The 17,898-nt window shown below is 45.9% G+C and carries 14 protein-coding genes, 1 pseudogene and 1 riboswitch; of the genes and pseudogenes, 10 read left to right on the top strand and 5 right to left on the bottom strand.

The window, feature by feature from the left end:
* Positions 1 to 479: 479 nt before the first annotated feature.
* The 5 genes from ACTNBR_RS14870 (at position 480) to ACTNBR_RS14850 (ending at position 8,796) form a co-directional block, all read left to right on the top strand.
* The gene (locus ACTNBR_RS14870; protein ID WP_427820160.1) at positions 480 to 2,180 is read left to right on the top strand and encodes a Na/Pi cotransporter family protein; all 1,701 of its coding nucleotides are present in this window, start codon (positions 480 to 482) and stop codon (positions 2,178 to 2,180) included.
* 178 nt (positions 2,181 to 2,358) lie between these two features.
* Complete coding sequence (locus ACTNBR_RS14865; protein ID WP_441018048.1) at positions 2,359 to 3,405, top strand: hypothetical protein; 1,047 nt, start codon at positions 2,359 to 2,361, stop codon at positions 3,403 to 3,405.
* 42 nt (positions 3,406 to 3,447) lie between these two features.
* The gene (locus ACTNBR_RS14860) at positions 3,448 to 4,905 is read left to right on the top strand and encodes an SPFH domain-containing protein (protein WP_441018050.1); all 1,458 of its coding nucleotides are present in this window, start codon (positions 3,448 to 3,450) and stop codon (positions 4,903 to 4,905) included.
* A gap of 67 nt (positions 4,906 to 4,972) precedes the next feature.
* Complete coding sequence (locus ACTNBR_RS14855) at positions 4,973 to 6,100, top strand: exonuclease SbcCD subunit D (RefSeq protein WP_427820157.1); 1,128 nt, start codon at positions 4,973 to 4,975, stop codon at positions 6,098 to 6,100.
* Positions 6,097 to 8,796 (top strand): AAA family ATPase, encoded by a 2,700-nt coding sequence (locus ACTNBR_RS14850; RefSeq protein ID WP_441018052.1) that lies wholly within the window; start codon positions 6,097 to 6,099, stop codon positions 8,794 to 8,796. Before ACTNBR_RS14855 ends, ACTNBR_RS14850 begins: the two co-directional genes overlap by 4 nt.
* On the opposite strand, the gene ACTNBR_RS14845 is transcribed toward ACTNBR_RS14850, so the two are convergent.
* From ACTNBR_RS14845 to thiS, 5 genes are all read right to left on the bottom strand, one after another.
* On the bottom strand, positions 8,727 to 9,353 hold the full coding sequence (locus ACTNBR_RS14845; protein WP_427807915.1) for a thiamine phosphate synthase: 627 nt from the start codon (positions 9,351 to 9,353) through the stop codon (positions 8,727 to 8,729). The two genes, ACTNBR_RS14850 and ACTNBR_RS14845, sit on opposite strands and share 70 nt — an antisense overlap.
* 95 nt (positions 9,354 to 9,448) lie before the next feature.
* Entirely contained in the window at positions 9,449 to 10,690 is a 1,242-nt protein-coding gene (thiH, locus tag ACTNBR_RS14840; RefSeq protein WP_441018054.1) for a 2-iminoacetate synthase ThiH, read from the bottom strand.
* Positions 10,691 to 10,702: 12 nt separating this feature from the next.
* A complete protein-coding gene (locus ACTNBR_RS14835) occupies positions 10,703 to 11,479 on the bottom strand; it encodes a thiazole synthase (RefSeq protein WP_277647371.1) in 777 nt (258 codons plus the stop codon).
* 30 nt (positions 11,480 to 11,509) lie between these two features.
* Positions 11,510 to 12,154, bottom strand: a complete 645-nt coding sequence (gene thiF / locus ACTNBR_RS14830) for a sulfur carrier protein ThiS adenylyltransferase ThiF (protein ID WP_441018056.1) — start codon at positions 12,152 to 12,154, stop codon at positions 11,510 to 11,512.
* Between the two features lie 6 nt (positions 12,155 to 12,160).
* A complete protein-coding gene (gene thiS / locus ACTNBR_RS14825) occupies positions 12,161 to 12,364 on the bottom strand; it encodes a sulfur carrier protein ThiS (protein WP_427820152.1) in 204 nt (67 codons plus the stop codon).
* A gap of 208 nt (positions 12,365 to 12,572) precedes the next feature.
* Positions 12,573 to 12,680: riboswitch (TPP riboswitch) on the bottom strand.
* Between the two features lie 343 nt (positions 12,681 to 13,023).
* Here thiS and ACTNBR_RS14820 point away from each other — a divergent pair.
* The 5 genes and pseudogenes from ACTNBR_RS14820 to ACTNBR_RS14800 form a co-directional block, all read left to right on the top strand.
* Positions 13,024 to 14,400 (top strand): annotated as a pseudogene (locus ACTNBR_RS14820) (IS1634 family transposase); the annotation flags it as partial.
* Positions 14,377 to 15,192 (top strand): ATP-binding protein, encoded by an 816-nt coding sequence (locus ACTNBR_RS14815; RefSeq protein ID WP_441042724.1) that lies wholly within the window; start codon positions 14,377 to 14,379, stop codon positions 15,190 to 15,192. The pseudogene ACTNBR_RS14820 and the gene ACTNBR_RS14815, both read left to right, overlap by 24 nt.
* Before the next feature lie 35 nt (positions 15,193 to 15,227).
* Entirely contained in the window at positions 15,228 to 16,442 is a 1,215-nt protein-coding gene (locus tag ACTNBR_RS14810) for a nucleotidyltransferase family protein (protein ID WP_441018058.1), read from the top strand.
* Positions 16,443 to 16,672: 230 nt separating this feature from the next.
* Entirely contained in the window at positions 16,673 to 17,104 is a 432-nt protein-coding gene (locus ACTNBR_RS14805) for a hypothetical protein (protein ID WP_441018060.1), read from the top strand.
* A 68-nt stretch (positions 17,105 to 17,172) separates the two neighbouring features.
* Positions 17,173 to 17,808, top strand: a complete 636-nt coding sequence (locus ACTNBR_RS14800; protein WP_441042723.1) for a HipA domain-containing protein — start codon at positions 17,173 to 17,175, stop codon at positions 17,806 to 17,808.
* The last annotated feature ends 90 nt before the right edge of the window (positions 17,809 to 17,898 follow it).

Raw genomic sequence — 17,898 nt, 5'->3', positions numbered from 1 at the left:
TGATAAACTTCTATCAGGAACAACCGTGTTATAGGGTGGCTGACCTCTATTCTACATAGAATGGGGGTGGTGCTGGTGGACAAGAAACCTTTTGATTTCAAGGATTTGATGACTTTTGGCATGTTCATTCTGGCGTTACTGACATTCGTATTTACGTTTATCAGATAATGAATTAAGGCATAGAAAAACCACCCCAGAACTTTGACCAAAAAGGGTGGTGATTCTATACTGAATTACAACAATGAGGTCAATCCCCTTGTGGGCGGTTGTTCTCTTTGTGCTTATAATATATCATATCAATCCACAAGGCGCAAGGGATGAATGGGCAATAAGTCAGCAAAAGTTTCCCTCTTCCAAATCATGCATATCAGTCTTCATTTTACACAGATTTAACATTTCTCCGATATGTATTTTACATTCTCAAATTATAGTAAAGAAGATAATAGGATCAATATGAGAATGTGAATAAGGAGAACACTATGAGCGATTCAACAAGAATTGTATTTGGTTTACTGGGAGGACTTGCCATTTTTATTTATGGTATGAATCTGATGAGTGAATGTCTGCAGAAAGCGGCAGGGGAGAGGATGAAGAGCATTCTTGCCCTTCTGACGCGCAATCCTGTCATGGGCGTGCTTGCAGGAGCGCTGACGACGGCGGTGCTGCAGAGCAGCAGTGCGACGACGGTCATGACGATTGGATTTGTCAGTGCCGGTTTGATGAACCTGCCTCAGGCGATTTCGATTATTTTGGGTGCAAATATCGGTACAACGATGACCGCACAGATTATAGCATTTAAGATCAGTGACTACATATATGTGTTTATTTTTGGAGGCTTCATTGCGTCATTTCTTGCGAAAAATGAAAAGGTGAAGAACATCGGACAGACGGTATTTGCTTTTGGACTTTTGTTCCTTGGAATTGAGACGATGGGGGATGTTATGAAACCTCTGGCGTCCAGCCCGGTGTTTACGGATCTGATCGGGAAGGTGGCGGACATTCCGGTTCTGGGAGTTCTGGTAGGTACTTTGATGACGCTGGTCGTGCAGAGCAGCAGTGCAACCATTGCGGTATTGCAGAATTTTGCATCGCAGGCGGGGCCGGATGGCGTGACGAGTATTCTCGGACTTGCGGGCGCGATCCCGATTCTTCTTGGAGATAATATCGGAACGACGATTACGGCAATTCTGGCAAGTGTAGGGCAGCCGAAGGATGCCAGGAGAACCGCAGTGGCACATTGTGTATTCAACGTGTCCGGAGCATGTTTATTCATTTGGTTTGTGAAACCATATGCGCAGTTCGTCCAGTGGATCTCACCGAAAGGACCTGAAGTGGAAGTGATCGCGAGGCAGATTGCGAATGCGCACACTATATTTAATATCGTAATGACGCTTATCTGGATTCCGCTTATCGGAATTCTGGTGAAAATAGTAATGGCACTTGTGCCGGATGGAAGGAAAATGGTGCATGCGCCGGGAGAACCGCTGTTTCTGGATGAAAAACTGACAGCACAGCCTGCGGCGGCACTGGAACTGGTGACCAAAGAAGTGATCCGCTGCAGCGAGCTTGCAGGCGGTGTACTGGAGGAGCTTGCAAAGACAGTCAGAAAAGAGGAAAAAGATCTGCTTCAGCATGTGCTTGAGAATGTGGAAAATGTTCGGACATTGAGCAAGCATATCACAGATTATCTCTCTGATCTTTTTGCGGCCGGTGTCATGACGGAAGAACAGACATCCCAGACGGCGGGAATGATGTATGTTTTGAGTGATGTGGAACGTCTCGGATCATTGTGCGGAGATATAGCGGAAGCGCTGACGGAACGCCTTGGTAAGAAAAAGCGGTATTCAAAGGAAGCATTAAAAGATCTGGAAAGCAGTCTGATACTTATGGGTGACATGTATGCAGATGTCCTGGAGATGATGGTGACGGGAAATGAGGATGGCAGTGCAGAAATCCAGAAAAAGAAGGAAAAGGTCATGGATCTGGATATTGAGATGAGAAAAGCGCATATGAACCGTGTCGGGAAGGGAAAATGCGTGGCAAATCTCACAGTACCGTTCGGACAGATCCTGCACGATATCGACAGAATGGGAAATTGCTGTGTCAATATAGCAGATGCGGTGACCGGTCAGACAAAGCTGCGTAATTTTATGAATGTCCGGCAAGAGCAGGCGAGCTGAGCGGGAAAATAGAATTTATCATATGACAAGGTGCACAATTTGATTAAATACAGATTGTGCACCTTTTTTAATGGTATGAATTTTACAGAAGTTAACGAAAAATAATGTTTATCACTATATTATTTTGTCTCAAATCATGGTAAATTAGTAATATAGAAAATGCTCAGGAGGTGATGCGATGAAACGGATACTGGCATGGATTTTGATTATGGTACTGCTTGTCGGCTGTGCAGGGTGCAAGGAAAATGAAACGGAAAAAGAACAGACGGGGTCTGAAAATTTAGAGACAGCAACGGATGGCGACAATAAGCCCGTTTCCGTGGACAACACAGACGAAACGGAAAATGATGATTTCCGGTTGACATTTTACACGGATCTGTATTCCGAAGAGTATCAGGAATTGGGGAACGCGCAGATGTGGCTGTCCGGTTTTTCGGAAGAGACGGAAGGCAAGAAGATTCGGTTCTGCTCAGATGTAGATGATGTGTATGTGACGCTGGAACAGGGAGAGTGGATGGAAGCCCCCTTATATTTCCGCCCGGTGGATTGCATGTTTAATGTGGAGACAAAAGCCGGTAAGGTCTATGAGTTCGACGGGTATCTCGCGGAGTGCATACCGCTGTATCGTATCACTGCATTTAAAGGAGACAAAACCGCAGTGTGGTATCTGATGGAGGACGGAAAAGATGGAAAGCAGGTATTTGAGGTTGCAGGAGAGGAACCCCATGCGACCTGTCCGGAAATAACGGATCCGATTCTCTCACTTTGTGCCGTATATGCCGGATTATCGATCAGAGTCGAAGAAGATATCGCATATAAGCCTGAGCAGTTCTGGACTGCGATTGCGAACGCGGTTACAATTGTGACGCTTCAGACTGCAGATGCAGATGCGGAAGGCAATATTTATCTGGATTATGAAACGTTGAACAAGTATGCGGAGGCCATGTTTCCGGAAACGGGAGTGTACCCTGATATCAAGGAGAGCGATGGCATCATCTGGCCGGAAAGTGCGGAAGATTCTGTTATTGTGAAAGCCAATTTTACAGTAGATGACTCTACAGTAGTCGTTCGGTCGATGGAAGTGACCGATGACCGGAATGTAGATGTAACATTGTTGTTCAAAGGAGAGATTGAGGAGTATGCAGCCGTCCACATTTCACCGGTCAGTGAAGTGCAGAACCCATTTAAGTGGGTGATTACAGGAGTGGAACTTGCGAAAGGATAATACATAAAGATAATTAACAAGCAGTGAAAGGAGAATTCAATTATGGGATTAATTAAAGCAGGAATGGGGGCAATCGGCGGGACATTGGCAGATCAGTGGCTGGAGTTTTTCTACTGTGATGCACTTGCCAATGATGTTCTGGTTGTGAAAGGAAAGAAAAGAACGAGCGGACGTTCATCCAACACAAGGGGGAACGATAATGTAATCACCAATGGTTCCGGAATCGCTGTGGCGAACGGGCAGTGCATGATCATCGTGGATCAGGGGAAAATCGTAGAATTCTGCGCAGAACCGGGAGAGTACACTTATAATACTTCGTCAGAGCCAAGTATTTTTACGGGGGATCTGGGAGACGGCATCAAGCAGGCATTCCTGAATATCGGAAAACGTTTTGCATATGGCGGGGACGCTGGAAAGGAGCAGCGAGTATATTACTTTAACACCAAAGAGATTATGGATAACAAATTCGGAACACCGAATCCGTTTATGTTTGACGTGGTAAATAAAGAAATCGGTATCCGCAGAACGGTTCAGGTCAGATGCAACGGTGTTTATTCTTATAAGATTACAAACCCGATCCTATTCTATTCAGAGGTCTGTGGAAACGTAGAACAGGAATTTACAAAAGATGAGATTGAAGGACAGCTGAAGACCGAGTTTATCGATGCTCTGCAGCCTGCTTTTGCAGCACTTTCTGAGTTGCAGCTTCGTCCGGCTCAGATTCCTGCGCATGCAAATGAACTGAAAGACGCGATGAACGATACGTTGCGGAATGAATGGTCAGAACGCAGAGGTATTACGATCCAGCGAATTGCCCTCAATCCGATCACGCTGACGGAAGAGGATATGAAGAAGATCAATCAGATGGAAGACGCCGCTTCTATGGGAAGCAATCCATTTATGATGGCAGGGCGCATGACAGATGCAACTGCAGCTGCAATGGAAAATGCCGCATCCAATCCGAACGGCTCCATGAACGGATTCTTCGGTATGGGAATGGCAATGAATGCAGGCGGCGGTACAGGAGGATTCCAAGCCGCGCAGAATTTCTACAATGCCGGAGTTCAGCAGCAGGCGGCACAGCAGGAGGCAAACCGTCAGGCAGCGGCAAAGCAGCAGGCAGCACAGCAGCAGGCAGCTGCGACCGACACGTGGAAATGCAGCTGCGGCGCAGTTGTAAAAGGCAAATTCTGCCCGGAATGCGGGAAAAAGAAGCCGGAACCAGCGCCTGCAGGATCATGGAAATGTAAATGCGGCGCAACAGTAAACGGAAAATTCTGTCCGGAATGTGGATCGCCAAAACCGGCCGATGACGGATGGACCTGCTCTTGTGGAACGGTGAATAAAGGAAAATTCTGTACAGAATGCGGAGCCAAAAAACCGGCAGGCATCCCGCTCTACCGCTGCGATAAATGCGGATGGGAACCGGCTGACCCGGCAAATCCGCCGCGCTTCTGTCCGGAATGCGGGGATCCTTTTAATGATGAGGATATCCAGTAAAGAATTTTCTGGATGTATATCTTCCTGAGAGTGGATATCTGGATTTGAGATAAGGAGCTGAAAATTCATGAGAATATTGCATACTTCGGACTGGCATCTTGGAATGTCGGTCGGAACCGGAACGCTGGCAGGTGACCAGCGTTTCTTCTTGGAACAATTATATGGCATCATAGAAGAAGAACAGGCAGATATCCTTCTGCTTGCGGGAGATGTGTATGACAGCAGTGTTTCCAATGCGGAAGCAATCTCTGTTTATAATGAGGCAACAACCAGAATCTGTGCGGATATGGGGAAAAAGATGGTCGTGATCGCAGGAAATCACGATGGTGCAGAGCGGCTCGCAGCATGCAGTGAGCTGCTTAAGGGAGCGGGACTTTATGTGTCGGGCCGCCTGACCCGAGAGATCACACCGATCCTTGCCGGGAATACAGCGATTTACCCGCTGCCCTTTTTTAACCGCGAGGAGGTCATCGCCTTGTTCCCTGAAAAAAGTACAGAGATTACTTCTCAGGAGAAAGCAATGAAAGTCGTCTGCGACCATATCCGGGAAGAGATGGATCCGTCCCGTTTCAATATTGTGGTGGCACATGCGCTGATCGTAAGTGCAGAGCTTTCCGAATCGGACCGGTCGGCGAGAGTCGGACAGGCATCGGCTGTTTCCAAAGATGTATTCGAAGGCTTCGATTATGTTGCGCTCGGGCATATTCACAAGCCGCAGATGATCGACGAGCATATCTGTTATTCGGGAAGCCCGGTAAAGTATTCCTTTGGAAATGAAGAGGGCCAGCAAAAAGGAGTCGTGCTCATCGATACCGAATCTTCCGAGATTCGAACCATACCGATTCAGATGCTGCATGACCGTAAAACTGTGCGGGGGACCTATGAAGAAATCATAGAAAGGGAAGATCTGTCAGAGGATTATCTGAGGCTCTATGTAAGTGACCGGTATGCCGGTCTGGAACTGTTGTCCGCATTGCAGCAGAAGTTTCCTTATTTATTGGAGCTTTACGGGAAAGCATTGGAAGAAGGGGACGGTCAGACGGCATTGACGGTAGGAGAACTTCAGTCGCTGGACGAAGTGGATATCATGATGAGATTTTGCGGGGAAAATGGCGGAGCCCTTCCAAATGAAGAACAGCTTTCACTTTTTAAGGAAGTACTGGAATGGTGTGAGAAAGAAGGTGAATTATCATGAGACCTGTATCGCTTAGATTTCGCTGTTTTGGTCCTTATATGGAAGAACAGTTTATTGATTTTGAGGCACTCGAAAAGAGTGGGCTCTTTCTGATCTGCGGTGAGACGGGCGCCGGGAAAACGACGATTCTGGACGCTATCTGTTATGCACTTTATGGTAAATCCAGCGGCGGACTGCGGGGGGATATGAGCGTGATGCGCTGCAAACTGGCGGAAAAAGAAGATGAGACAATGGTGGAATTTGTATTTGATGCCGGTCAAAAGAGATATAAATTCACACGTTCTTTGCGTTATGGGAGAAAGAATCTGAGGGATTATCACAATTGTATGGTTCTGGAGGATGGAAATTATGTTCCGATATTTGCAAATCCTAAAAAGCAGAACGTGAGCGCCAAGGCAGAAGAAATCATCGGCTTAAACGATGAGCAGTTCCGACAGGTCGTGATCCTTCCGCAGGGACAGTTTGAGCGATTTCTGGTTTCGGATTCGGCAGAAAAAGAAAGCATCCTCGTCAGTCTGTTTGGGGCGGACAAATGGCAAAAGATCGCGGAGGAGATTTATCGGAGAATTACGGAAGAAGACCAAAAGCTCATCCGTGAAAGAGCAGATATCCAAAGCCGCCTGAAAGACTATTCCTGTGAAAATGTGGAAGAACTGCAGATCCTGGCAGCCCAAAAAGAGCAGGAACTGATCCGTCTGCAAAGTCTTGCCGAACGTGTGGAAAAAGAAATGGCAGAAAAGAAAAGGCGTTATGAGCAGGCAGTACTACTGAATGCGGAATTTGAAGTTCTGGAAAAATGGCAGATAAAAATGGAGCAGCTGAAAGCAAAAGCGGGAAAGATGGAAGCGACCGCGCAAAGGCTTGCCAAATCGGATATAGCGGATCAGATCCAGCCTTTATATGCAGAGACGGTCAGAGCCAAAGAGGAATATGCCCGGCGAAAGAATGCCCAGAAGTCCGCAGAAGAAGAAAAAATTGCGGCTGAATGCAGACTGCAGGGAATACAGAACAAGCAGAATAAGCATGAAGAAATGCGGGTGACATACGATCGGGAAACCAAACGTCTTGCATTGTTGGAGCGTGCAGAGGGTCTGTATGAATCTTTGGAACAGAAGAAAGGCGTGGCAGAAAACGCTGAAAAAGAATGGAACCTGCTGAAGAAAAAGCTTGCGGACAAGAAACAGTCTTTTGAACAGGCCAATGTTGTTTGGATGGAAGCGATGGAAAGTCAGCAAAAGTGTATGGATGCATATACCGCTGCTCAGAAACAGTATCTGGACGGAATCAGTGGTACGCTGGCTGAGAAGCTGATACCTGGAGAGCCCTGCCCGGTGTGCGGAAGCAGGGAACATCCGAAGCCGACGAGACTGAGCCAGAAGAAGGTGACAGAAAAGGAATTGGATACCCTGAATAAAAAGCTCAACGCATGCACCAAAGCAGTCAGCAGGAATGCAGAACTTCGCAGGAACGCGGAAGCGGTATACCAGAATTTACAGCAGGAGGCCGGAAAAGCTGAGCAGAATATGATTGCCCTTCAAACTGCCTATGAAGAACTTCTGGGGCAGAAAATTAGCGGTATCGAAAATGCGATGCAGCTTTTGAAGGAGCGTAAAACATCAGAAACATGGATTCTTTCTTTCCGGGAAGAAGAGAAACAGATCCAGCAGTTGCTGACAGCAGTTCAGGGAGAAGTGACTGCGGCGAACGTGCAGCTCGCGAAAGCACAAGAAGCATCCCAAGAGGGAAAACTGCGATTTGAAGAACAGCAAACGATATGGAAGCAGGCATTATCAGAGCATGGATTTGCAGATGAGGAAGAATCTAATCGCAGCCTGATGCAGACAAAGGAAAAGAACACTTGCCGGGAGACATTGATTTCCTATCGGACTACTTTGGAAAATGTGAGAACTGAAGAGCAAAAACAACAGGAAAAACTGGAAGGAAAGATCCGGCCGAAGCTGAAAGAGATGGAATACGAACTGCAGATTGCTGAGACTGAGCAGAAAAACAGATCCAAAGAATTGATTCTGGCACAGCAGGAGGTTCAGCGCATAAAACGAATAGAAGAATCCCTCGCCAAACGGAAAGCAAAATATGAGACAGAACGCATCCGTGTCGATGCGAATCTGGAATTTGCAGGACGACTCAGAGGAAGATCCGGGATCAGCCTTCAAAGATATGTGCTCGGCGTGATGCTTTCCTCGGTCACCGTAGAGGCCAATCGCCTGTTGAAACAGGTGCATGGCGGACGCTACCGCCTCTATCGGACCAATGAGATCGCAGGAAGCAGCCATAAAGGCGGCCTGGAACTGGAAGTACTGGACGCCTTAAGCGGCGAGAGACGAAGCGTGACGACCCTGTCCGGAGGAGAAAAATTCCTGGTTGCACTCAGCCTGGCAATCGGCCTTTCGACCATCGTACAGACCCAGGGCAACGGCATGCGCCTTGGAGCCATGTTTGTCGATGAAGGATTCGGAACGCTGGATCAGCATTCCGTTTACGATGCACTGGAAGTCCTTCAGGGGATACAGAAGGCCAACGGCCTGGTCGGAATCATATCCCATGTAGAAATGCTGAAAGACGTGATCCCTGTGAAGCTGGAGATCCTGAAAGGGAAAAACGGGAGCTATATTTCCATCATCCCCGACATAATACAGCCTCCGATTGCCCCGCACTCCTTCACTTCTTCGATTTGACCGGTTCCCGGGTTAATCCCTCCGATAGCGTAGACCGGAATATTCACAGCCTGACAGATACTGCGAAGAAACTCTGTTCCTCTCGGCGGCAGATCCTTTTTGCAGTCGGTGGCATAGATATGACCTGCGGTGATATAAGACGCGCCCAGTCGTTCCGCAATTTTGGCTTCACCTACCGAATGAACAGAAGTGCCAATACTTACGAAAGGTTCGTAGAATGTATACGGCAGAGTCCCTTCTTTTATCTCGGCATCATATTTGCGAAAACGTTCAAGCGGCAGATGGATGTTCCCCGTTCCAAGTTCTTTCGCAACCTGGACATAGGTATGCAAAATGCAGGGAATATCGTAAGTCCTGCATATTTCCAGGACCTGTGCGGCAAGCTTTTTGTATTCATCTGCCGAAAGATCTTTCTCGCGCAGCAGGATTGCTTCCGGGTGGCATTTGCAGATTCTTTCGACCTGCTCTAAAAAGGGGCGTTTACTTAAGTGCCGGTTCGTAACGGCGATCACATTCTGAAATGGATTATGTTCGCAATAGTTATTCGTATCATTCATATATCAATCATCCTTTCCTGGTACGGCAATCTGCAAATGGCGGTGCCGGTGTTGCGCCTGCAAAACGCCGTACCAGGAGAGCTCATTTGCAGTTGCTATACATAAATATAATCATTCATAACAGGCTGAAGGTCATGCGCCAGAAGCGCGTCATAAACTTCTTTGACAGACCGGTCATCAGAGATTTCGAACTGGTCATCTCCCTTTTCTTCAATATCATCCGCGTGTTCCCCGATACCGGTGCTGACGCCGGCGGAAATCTTCGTTGCAGCAATATTTACCATATTATCACGCACTCTTGCGCATTCGCGGGTGGAGACTGTGATGCTTGCAAATGGCATGAACAAACGGTAAGCGCACACAACCTGAAGAAGCTGAGGCTCGTGAACATCCATCGGATTAATCCGGTCATTGTTGATGATCGGGCGAAGCCGAGGGCATGAAAATGCAATCTCGGCGTGGGGGTATTTCCGCTGAAGCAGGTAGGCGTGATAGCCTGTGGCAAATGCATCCTTGCGGAAGTCATCCAGTCCCAGAAGAGCACCGAAGCCGACACCACGCATTCCGCCCATCAGAGCACGTTCCTGTGCGTTCAGACGATACGGGAAAATACGTTTGTGTCCCGCCAGATGCAGCGTCTCATATTTATCGGAGTTATAGGTCTCCTGGAAAACGGTTACGTAGTCGGCTCCGCATTCGTGGAGATAAGCATATTCGTCCGAGTTCATCGGATACACCTCAAGGCCGATAACCCGGAAATATTTCCGGGCGATCTTACAAGCCTCTCCAATGTATTTCACGTCGGATTTGGCACGGCTTTCACCGGTCAGGATCAGAATCTCCTGAAGTCCGGTTTCAGCGATGGCCTGCATCTCTTTTTCAATCTGTTCCGGGTTAAGCATAGCACGATTGATCTTGTTATGGCAATTAAAACCGCAGTAAATACAATAATTTTCACAGTAATTGGCAATATAGAGCGGTGTGAACATGTAAACACTGTTGCCGAAATGCTTCCGTGTCTCCCGTCGTGCCTCCTGCGCGATCTCCTCAAGGAGCGGGAGGGCGGCAGGAGAAAGAAGCGCTGCGAAATCCTCCGGAGTCCGGTTGTCATGGGCAAGGGCGCGGCGCACGTCAGCTTCCGTATATTTCTCGTAGTCATAATGGTTCATGGCGTCAATGACCTGATCCATAATATCAGAATGCGGATCCTCCATGCCCGGCAGATACGTCATGTGGTCGATTCGGTTTTGCTTTAAATCCTCCAGAATCACTTCATTTACGATACTCTCGTTCCAGTGCTCTTTGGAAGAATTCTCTGTTATGGTATCCTGACTCATAAATCGCACCTCCTAATCCTGAAGATAACCGGTCAGCGGTGAAGATGCGCTGGCACCTTTGTCGAGTGTTCTTCCCATGCCGGAAAGATAAGCGCTTCGGCCCGCTTCGATTGCCTTCTTGAAGGCCTCAGCCATGGCTGGTACATCCCCTGCAGTAGCAATCGCGGTATTTGCCATGACGGCAGCAGCACCCATTTCCATCGCTTCGCAGGCCTGGGAAGGACGGCCGATTCCGGCATCGACAATGATCGGAAGATCGATTTCGTTGATCAGGATTTGAATAAATTCTTTGGTACAAAGACCCTTGTTGGAGCCGATCGGAGAACCAAGCGGCATGATACAGGCAGCACCTGCATTTGCAAGATCACGTGCGGCATTCAGATCCGGATACATATACGGCATTACGACAAAACCTTCTTTTGCGAGAATCTCTGTCGCCTTGATAGTCTCATAATTGTCCGGCAGCAGATATTTGGAGTCATGTACCACTTCAATTTTAACAAAATCACTTCCGCACACTTCGCGGGAAAGGCGGGCGATCCGGACTGCTTCGTCCGCAGTTCTGGCGCCGGAGGTGTTCGGAAGGAGGGTAACGGTATCCGGGATATAGTCCAGAATATTGGCGAGACCGCCCTCATTTGCACGGCGCAGCGCAAGCGTAATGATCTGAGCATCCGCCTTCTCAATACATGCTTTTACAAGGTCCAGCGAAAATTTGCCGGAGCCGAGGATAAAACGGGAGGTGAATTCATGTCCTCCGAGGATAAATTTGTCATTTGCTTTACTCATAAGTGTTCCTTCTTTCTGTCTCAGTTTCTCTTATACACATTCTTCGCCAAGTAACAGGCGCGTGATCATATTTGCTTCATGGGCCGCGCAGATTGCAACCCGGGGAGCCATTAACCCCCTCGCGTAGGCAGGCTCGGTGACCTCATCTCCGCAGAGATAGAAGTTCGGCAGGACCCGCCGGGTATGGATCAGATTACTGCTCTCAAACCCCGCCATTCCGGAAGCCGATACCAGTTTTTTCTCCGGAAAATGCTCCAGAACGCCATTTACCAGCATGGCCTTGCATTCCGGCACATCAAATGCTTCGCAGATAATGTCTTCATTATTAAAAAGTATCTCAATATTTTCTTCGGTAACACGTACCTGATCGGTTACGATATCAAGATAAGGATTGATGCGCAGAAGCTCGGATTTCAAAGCCTCTGTTTTCGGCATTCCGACATGCTCCAGAAAATATTGCTGTCGGTTTAAGTTGGTCAGGTCCACAACGTCAAAATCGACGAGATGAAGATGCCCGACACCGATACGCGTCAGGGCAAATGCCACATTGGAACCCAGACCGCCGAGTCCTGCGATGGCAACGCGGCCCGCCCCAAGGCGCTTTTGCACTTCTTCAGAATGGCGTATTACTAAAGCCTCATGGATGTCTTCTTTCGATATAATCGTGTCTCTCATAATGATCTAGCCTCCTCCTACAAAAGTTACAACTTCCATGGTATCCGCTTCCGTAAGTGTTGTGGCAGAATAGGCGGATTTAGGAAGAATAGCGCCGTTTAATTCCACTGCGATCCGGGTCAGCGTGTAATTGCGCGATGTTAAGAATTCCGTGACCGTGACCGGATTTTCGAGTTCTACTTTAGAACCGTTGACTGTGATATGAATCATGAATGCGATCCTCCTTTCTGAACAATCAAGGTCATTTCTGCAAAAAAAGAAGTCCACAAAGAAATGTACCCGTGGTGGTGCACCCCTTCATGAACTCATAATGCCGGTTCAATCTCAATTGTTCCCTGTATATATTTGTAAAATGTAAATTGCCGGTTTGAATGATTGCATGAAAAAACGGGAGATGCCATAGGCTTCTCCCGCGATCTTAGCTCTTTTGCGTTTGTTCCTACGTTGGCATTATCCAAATCAGGTATGCGGGTCGAAGTTCTGAACTTCCTCTCAGCCTGGCGCACAAGCTCCCCGGATCAATTTACAAGATTCAGTATAAAGACATGTAAAAGGATTGTCAAGAATAGATTAAATAAAAAAGATAATATTAGTAACAGTTCAGCCATAAAGCTCGAGCCGACTGCTTCGCAGTCTTTCTCGCTGCATATGTAGCTAAGGCTCTCTCTCATGGCTGAACTGTTACTAATATTATATATTGCTTGAATCTGAACTTCCTTGATAATTAACTCTCGTTTCTGAGAACAGGGTTAGAAATTTTCAAAAACCTTGATTTTAAGCTAAAAACTGGCTGTATTTCTTACATTTCCCAGGTAAATGTGCTATTGTTATAGAGAGTTAATTAACTCTCTATAGGAGGGCGTATGTAACTGGATTACAAGGTAAAAATACCGGATTCCACGTCCGGAATTTCAAGAAAAACAATCAAGGGTGTTACTTATATTTACTATTCCTATGGCCGAAGATACGACCCTGGCAAAAAATACACGGTGCCGATCAACACAACCATAGGTAAATGCACGGATGGTAATTCGGATATGATGTATCCGAATACAAATTTCCTGAAATATTTTCCGGACACGGAGCTTCCGGAAATAAAAGATACTGCCTGCCGCAGTGGCTGCCTTCGGATCGGGGCATTCCTTGTACTGCGTCGTATCATTGCTGAATATTATCTGGATGAGATCATCGGCAGACTGATCGGCCGTGACAGCGGTTTGTTTCTGGATCTGATTGCCTATTCGATCATAGCAGAAAATAATGCCGGACAGTATTATCCGGATTACGCGTATAATCATCCTCTTTTTACAAAAGGAATGAAAATATACAGCGATTCAAAGGTCTCTGATTTTATTAACAGTATCACAAGAGACCAGAGTATCGCTTTTCAAAACGAGTGGAACCAGTCCCGTGATCACAGAGAAAAGATCTATATTTCCTATGATTCAACCAATAAGAATTGCCAGGCCGGAGACATCGGTTTTGTAGAATACGGCCATGCAAAAGATGACAAGGGTCTGCCGGTGCTCAACTATTCTATTGCTTATGACCACAATAATTCAGAGCCGCTTTTTTATGAGGAATATCCCGGAAGCATCGTCGATATCTCACAGCTTCAGCTGATGCTGGAAAAAGCAAACGGATACGGCTACAAACATGTCGGATTCATACTTGACAGAGGATATTTCAGCAAAGAAAATATCCGATACATGGACAAATGTGGTTATGAGTTCGTGATCATGATGAAAGGCATGAAGGAACTTGTAAAAAGCCTGGTTCTTGAAGTAAAAGGGACTTTCGAAGAGAACCGTGCCTATAGCATCCGTGATTATAAAGTCAGCGGCATTACCGTAAAAAGACAGCTATACCCATCCGATGGAAAAGAACGGTATTGTTATGAGGATGCCTTGGAAGAAATCACAACAATGACATCGCATAAACGTATGGTGTTTGTTATTGATGAGTACCCATATTTGGCAAAGGCTGAGAAATCATTTTCATCACGCCTTCAGCATATTATTGACCATCAGTGGCAGGACGGACAGTTATATTTGATTCTGTGTGGTTCATCCAAGAGTTTTATGGAGTATCGGGTGCTGGGGTATGAAAGTCCTCTTTACGGACACCAAACGGCACAGTTTAAGATACAGGCACTGCCTTACCGTGAGATTACAGCATTTTATCCGGATCTGTCGACAGAGGATCAGGCACTTTTATATGGTGTGACCGGTGGTATTCCTCACTATATCAACAAGCTTGATGTAGAAAAAAATTTAGATGAAGCACTATTGGAAAATTTGTTCAATATCTCCAGTTATCTGTTTGAAGAGCCGGAAAATTTATTAAAACAAGAGTTGCGGGAGCCGGCAATCTATAATTCAGTCATTGCTGCTATTGCTGGCGGTGCCAGTCGTTCAAATGAAATTTCTACAAAAGTAGGACTTGAATCCGGTGTGTGTGCAAAATATTTGAAAGTATTGTTGGATTTGGGCATTTTGAAGAAAGAAACTCCTATTACAGAAAAGCCTGGAAAGAAAACAGTTTATGGCATTGATGATAATTTCTTCCGTTTCTGGTACCGTTTTCTTCCGAGGAATATGTCTCTAATCAGTGAAGGACGTATGCAGCAGATTTATGAGCAGGCGGTAAAACGGTATTATCCGGATTATATGGGGCTGGTCTTTGAAAAAATGTGTCGAGAATATCTGCTTCGCTATGCATCCAATCTTCCCGTTTTGTTAAGCAATATTGGACAGTGGTGGGGAACAGATACAAAAACCAGAAAAGAAATTAAAATCGATATTGTTGGAACGCCGGTGGAAGGAAATGAGTATCTGATAGGTTCCTGCAAGTATCGAAATGAGAAAATTGGAATCGGGGAATTGGAACTGATTCGCAGATATGCTTCGGTATTTCGCAAGAATGGAACATTTCATTACTATATCTTCTCCAGGGGAGGGTTTACACAAGAATTGATAATGGCAGCAGAGAAGGGCGAGGTTACGCTGCTAACGCTGGAAGATCTTTACGCCGGATAAGGGACGATCCTGTGTCCCGAGATAAGAGGGTTATTATGGCATCTATTTCATCAATCAACAAAACTGAATACACCCTTCTAAAGCTTCTCAGCCGGAGCCTGCGACCATCTAAGGAAACGCCACGGCTCCCGTCCCTGACCGGAAATGAATGGCAGCAACTTGTGGCTTATGCAGACCGTCATGAAGTGCTGTCACTGCTTGAGAATGTATTGGAGATGGACAGGATTCCGGAAGAACCGAGGTTTGCTGTGCAGTTTAAAACAGCAAAAACTGTGCACAAAGGCATCCAATTACAGGTATTGAATTCCAGACTCACCGCGCTTTTGGAGAAAGCGGGAATTATTGCTGTCACAATGAAAGGCAGTGCGGTTGCAAGATTTTACCCGGTTCCGGAATACCGGAAGACAACCGATCTGGATCTGTTTATAGCAAGTGCAAATGATGTCGGGAAGGCAGTCCGGATTCTGAGAGACAATGGTTTCGCACCTTCCGGCAAATGGCATGCGAACCATCATATCGTTCTGGTTTCCGGGAAGAATGAAGTGGTAGAGCTTCACACAACGTGGGCGGAAGCTTTTAAGGAAAAGCATTTGAATCAATATCTGGAAAGGTGTCAGAAAGAAAGTGTTCAGCACGTCCACCTTGTAGAATGGCAGGGATTACAGATGTATGCATATGAGACGGCATGGCAGGGATTTTATCTGCTGATCCATATGCTGCAGCATTTTGCCGGGAGTGGATTTGGGCTTCGCAATCTCTGTGACTGGGTTGTCTTGTGGGAAAACTGTGATGAGGAAAAAGCGCGGAGAGATTTCTGGGAAATGGCCTGCGAGAGCGGTACGGCAGAATTTGCAAAAGCGATAACGGCTATATGCGTGAGATATCTTGGATTGAATCCAAAGAAGAGTCCGGTTCCGGCGGAGCATCCGGCAGAGCAGGACGTGACGGACGCATTGCTGAGAGACATCTTGGATGCAGGAGAATTCGGCTACAGTGAAGCGGAACGTATGGTAGGCATGGAAGGAAATTCGCTGGCGGCTTATGTGAGAGAATTCCATCATCAGATGCATATTAATTTCCCAAAGGCGGGGAGAATAGCAGTCTTCTGGCCGGTTCTGTGGGTTGCTACACTGGTGCGTTTCCTGAGAAATAATAAGAAACTGAATCGTGCACCTATCTCTGCGATCATGAAGAAAGCAGGAGAGCGAGGGACGTTGGTGAAACGCCTTACATCATACGAAGAGCAATAATGAAGTAAAGTGTCAATTCTCACCATACTCTTGGACTTGGGCATTTATTCTGATATAATGGTAATGCATAGCTGAACGGTTAAGTGTGTGGATAAGAATTGATTCCGATGCATTCGTTATAGTAGAGGAAGGAAGGTGATTGTTATCAATTCCGATATTATTCCAAACAATCTTTTTGTGTTAAAGCATAAAGATTTGGATATGGGCTTAGTCTTACGGATCATTATTGGATGCAGCCTCTGGGAAAAGAGCTTTACTGGAAAAAATTGAATTTTTATGATAATACATTTTCAGACGACCTTGGTTCGCTTCTGACGGATTCTGAGAAAATCGATGTTGATACTGAGATTTCAAGATTTTCTCCGTCCTCATCGGTTACAGGGGAAATGAAAAAGAAATGGGTTATTAGAGATGATATCAGATATTTGATGAAAATAAATGCCAATGATTATGGACAGCAATCTGTGAATGAACTGATTGCCAGTCATTTGCATGAACGATTAGGATGGAAGAATTATGTGCCTTATCAGATTGAAACAGCAAAAATCGATGAGCAGGAGATTTCCTGTTCGTTGAGTCCGTTGTTTACATCTTCAAATGAATATTCCGGCGTTTGTGTCCGTGCTGTCCGGTCAGAAGGAAACCACAGAATCAATGATTGACTGGTGAAATCCTATCAGATATTGCGGCATTGTAAAGCCTGCTACAGCACCGCAAAGCGGCTCTGGGCTTGACAATACCGCACTACCTGATAAGTGGTAAACAAGCCAATCAAAGAGTTTCCCTCCTCCGGAATGTCGGTTTCCAAAATTCCGGAATCAAGGTTTCCGGTGACGAGAATATTCATTCAAAGTTGGAATTCGTGTCAGCGTATCAGTTAGTTAGAAATTATAAGATACCGAATGAAATGTCTTCATATGAAGCTATGATTCATCAGGCAGTTAAGATGGGAATGGACGAGAAGGTAGTACGTGAACAATTGGAATATACGATTCTTATAGATTTTATCTTGACGAATACAGACAGACATTTTAATAATTTTGGATTTTTGTATGATTCAAGAGAGAGAAAGCTTGTTGCAATGGCACCTATATTTGACACTGGAAATGCCTTGTTTTACAATAATGATATTATTCCTACAAAAGATAATTTGTTGAATATCAGAGTGACATCTTTTTGTCAGAAAGAAGTTGATCTGCTTCGATATGTAGAAAATAAGAAGCTTATTGATTTAGATATGTTGGATGGCTTTTCTGTGGAAGTTTGTGAGTTGTTGGAAAAATATACTAATATGCCGTCAGACAGAGCAGAAAAGATTGCACAGACGATTGTTCAAAAAGTAGAGTGCAAATTCCGGCTCATCTGACCACGCATTCCGCTAAGAGCTGATCAGTCTTTCCGGATGTAACTGAACGCGTTTCCGCTTCAGCTGATCAATAAGTTTTCAACGTGTTAT

Origin of the sequence: Bariatricus sp. HCP28S3_F11 (assembly GCF_052065395.1) — a bacterium.
Classification (GTDB): domain Bacteria; phylum Bacillota; class Clostridia; order Lachnospirales; family Lachnospiraceae; genus Allocoprococcus.
Note: the sequence above shows the minus strand (reverse complement) of the source record. Positions and strands in the feature narration are given on the sequence as shown.